Annotated in this window: 2 protein-coding genes and 1 pseudogene; all 3 read left to right on the plus strand. The window is 70.2% G+C overall.

Annotated features, from left to right (window positions below):
* Positions 1-90: 90 nt before the first annotated feature.
* Positions 91-1,656, plus strand: a complete 1,566-nt coding sequence (locus ITI46_RS33615; protein ID WP_209243737.1) for an SCO6880 family protein — start codon at positions 91-93, stop codon at positions 1,654-1,656.
* Positions 1,657-1,738: 82 nt separating this feature from the next.
* A complete protein-coding gene (locus ITI46_RS33620) occupies positions 1,739-3,178 on the plus strand; it encodes an ATP-binding protein (RefSeq protein WP_209243738.1) in 1,440 nt (479 codons plus the stop codon).
* 82 nt (positions 3,179-3,260) lie between these two features.
* Positions 3,261-3,870: pseudogene (locus ITI46_RS35310) on the plus strand (hypothetical protein); the annotation flags it as partial.

Consider the following 3,870-nt stretch of genomic DNA (forward strand, 5'->3'; position numbering starts at 1 on the left):
CCCCCACTCGGCCCGCCCACCCCGCCAGAGCGGCACGGGCTCGGGCCGTTCCCAACCCAGCCGGCCCCGCAGTTCGGGAGGTGACCGCGGATGACGACCCCGTCCCAGGTGGCAGGGTCCTCGCTGGGCTCGCCGCGCCGTACGTACATGATCGGCAAGGCCCGGCCCAACGCCATCGTCGGAAAGAACCGCGAGACGGGCGAGATCGGCCTGATCGTCGTCGGTGCCTTTCTCGGCATGATGAGCGGCCTGCTCATCCCCGTCCTCTCGTTCCGTATCCCCGCCCTCGTCGGCTTCCCCGCGCTCGCGCTGGCGGCTGTCTACGTGCCGTACAAGGGCCGTACGTTCTACAGGTGGTTCGAGATCAACCGCTCCTACAAGCGGCTGCTGCGCCGCGGTACGACCTATCGTTCGGACGCCGTCGAGGCGGGCACCATGTTCGACGGCCGTGAGGTGGAGATCGGCCCGCCGCCCGGCGTGGGCCGGATCAACTGGTTGTCGGCGCCGTTCGGTCCGGACGAGATCGCCGTGCTGCTGCACGCCGACCGCCGCACCGTGACCGCCGCCATCGAGATCGAGGGCCCGGGCGTCGGCCTGCGCGACAGCGAGGACCAGGAGGCACTGGTCGAGCGCTTCGGCACCCTCCTGAAGCACGTGGCCAACGGCGACGGGTATGTGACGCGGCTGCAGATGCTGGCCCGTACGCTGCCCGCCGACCCGGACGCGCACGCCAAGGACGTCGCCCAGCGGGGCAATGAGCGGGCCGCCGGCTGGCTGCGCTCCTCCTACGACCAGCTGCTGTCGATGGTCTCCACGTCCAGCGAGCAGCACCGCGCGTATCTGATCGCCTGCATGCCCTACAGCCGCGAACTGGCCGTCGAGGGCGCCACCATCGCCAAGGCCGCACGGCGCACGGCAGGCCGCAAGCTGACCAGGGACGAGGGCCTGGCCATAGTGATGGCCCGCGAGCTGACGGACATCTGCGCCCGGCTCACCGAGGCCGACATCCGGGTGCGGCAGCCGCTCGGGCAGGCCCGGCTCGCCTCGCTCATCCACTCGATGTACGACCCGGACCACCCCATCGACCACATCCAGGCCATGTCCAAGCGCAACGCCTGGCCCGCCGAGCTGGACGCGGTCGAGCCGACGTTTCTCCAGGCCAAGACCCGCGAGTCGGTCACCCGCGAGCCCTGGTGCCACGCCACGGCGTGGGTGAAGGAGTGGCCGATGACCCCGGTCGGGGTCAACTTCCTGGCTCCGCTGCTGGTGCACACCCCGGACGTGATCCGTACGGTCGCCGTGGTGATGGACCTGGAGCCGACCGAACTGGCCATCGAGCGGATGCTGACGGAGAAAACGAACGACGAGGCCGAGGCGAGCCGTTCGGCGAAGATGAACCGCACCGTCGACCCCCGCGACATCGCCGCACACGGCCGCGTCGACCAGCGCGGCGAGGACCTGGCCTCGGGCGCGGCCGGCGTCAACCTCGTCGGCTACATCACCGTCTCCTCCCGCTCCCCCGAGGCGCTGGCCCGGGACAAGCGCACGATCCGCGCCTCGGCCGGCAAGAGCTATCTGAAGCTGGAATGGTGCGACAGGGAGCACCACCGCGCCTTCGTCAACACCCTCCCCTTCGCCACCGGTATCCGGCGCTGAGGAGCCCACCCATGACACCGACCCGCTCCGACGCCCGCACGCTCCACCCCCGCACCGCCGCTCCAGGCCGGAGGTAGCCAGCATGGCCGCGCTCGATCCCCTGTCCGCCATCACCGAAGCGTTCACCAGCTTCCTGTTCGGCAAGACGGAGACGACCCGCCTGCCCGTCCGTACGTCCACAGGCCAGGCGCAGGCCGTCTATCTGCCGACGGCCGCGCCAGGGCTCGGCGACTCCGGCGTGATCATCGGCCGCGAGGTCTACAGCGGTAAGGGCTACATCTACGACCCCTTCCAGCTCTACGGACAGCAGCTGCCCGCCCCGCACTGGCTGGTGCTGGGCGAGTCGGGAAACGGCAAGTCGGCGCTGGAGAAGACGTACGTACTGCGCCAGTTGCGGTTCCGGGACCGCCAGGTGGTGGTCCTGGACGCGCAGGGTGAGGACGGCGTCGGCGAGTGGAACCTGATCGCCGAGGAGATGGGCATAACCCCGATCCGCCTCGACCCCACCGCGGCCCTCGACCAGGGCATCCGGCTCAACCCGCTGGACCCGGCCATCACCACCACGGGCCAGCTGGCGCTGCTGCGCACCATCATCGAGGTCGCGATGGGCCACGGCCTGGACGAGCGCTCCGGCTTCGCCCTCAAGGTCGCACACTCCTACGTCAACTCCACCATCACCGACCGCCAGCCACAGCTGACCGACATCGTCGAACAGCTGCGCCACCCCAAGCAGGAGTCGGCGGACGCGATGAACGTCGCCCTGGACGACGTACGCGACTGGGGCCTGGACGTCGCCCTCGTCCTGGACCGACTGGTCGACGGTGACCTGCGCGGCATGTTCGACGGCCCGACGACGGTCGGCATCGATCTGGACGCACCGCTGATCGTCTTCGACCTCTCCCACATCGACCGCAACTCCATCGCCATGCCGATCCTGATGGCGATCGTCGGAGTCTGGCTGGAGCACACCTGGATCCGCCCCGACCGACGCAAGCGGATCTTCCTGGTCGAAGAGGCGTGGCACATCATCAACAGCCCCTTCGTCGCCCAGCTCTTCCAGCGCCTGCTGAAGTTCGGCCGCCGCCTCGGCCTCTCCTTCGTCGCCGTCGTCCACCACCTCTCCGACGTGGTCGACGGAGCGGCAGCGCGCGAAGCCGCCGCGATCCTCAAGATGGCCTCCACCAGGACGATTTACGCCCAGAAAGCCGACGAAGCCCGCGCAACGGGGAAGGTCCTGGGCCTGCCACGCTGGGCGGTGGAGATCATCCCCACCCTCTCCCCCGGCATCGCCGTCTGGGACGTCAACGGCAACGTCCAGGTCGTCAAACACCTGGTCACCGAGGCCGAACGGCCACTGGTCTTCACCGACCGCGCCATGACGGAGAGCGCCGCGGACGCCGATACGGCCGCCTCCTTCGAGGCCGCACTGGAGGCCGACCTGGAAGCGGAGACCGAGGCACGGGCCATGGCCATGGAACGCGCCCCGTCCGGCCCTGCCTCCCCCGGCTCAGGTGTCGCCTGAGCCCGTCCTCCCGGCCACGCCCGTCGCAGCCGCGCCGGGGATCTTGCCCCAACCGACCGGCCCCACTTGAATACCGGTACCGATGTCATACGACGACCGTGAGCGTCACCACCATCCGGGCCCCCACCCGGGCAGCCGGGGCGACCACCCAGGCCATGAACCCCACCGGACGCGCAGCGCGTCCGGTGGGGGCGGCGGAGGCATCCCCGACGGCCTCCTGGTGGGCGTCCTCGCCTTCCTGCTGGGCCTGACCGTCTTCGTCTGGACCGCCACGGGACTCGCCGGCCTCCTGGCACACGGCAGCTGGCCGGACGGCGTCACCTTCGCCAGGACCCCGCTCGCGGTACGGGAACTGATCACCGAGCCGCACGACATCCCCGGCGCCTGGCCCTCCACACCACGCGGCCAGCTGTCCGGCTACGGCCTGTTCTGGGGCATCTTCATAAGCCAGTTGATGGTGCTGATGGTGCTCACGGTCTTCGTCATGGGCACCATCGCCCGCGCCCGGGCCGTACGCCAGGCCAAGCGCATCCGGCACGACCGCGCACAGGAATCTCCGGCACAGCAGCACCAGAGCGCAGGGCCCGCAGACGCAACAGAAACCGCGGCACCGTCCACCACGGCCCCGCTCCCCGCGCAGCCGCCCGCCCCCGCAGAGCCCGCCGCTCCGGTCACCCCTACCCCCGAGACAC

Origin of the sequence: Streptomyces oryzae (assembly GCF_017676365.1) — a bacterium.
GTDB classification, from domain to species: Bacteria; Actinomycetota; Actinomycetes; order Streptomycetales; family Streptomycetaceae; genus Streptomyces; species Streptomyces oryzae.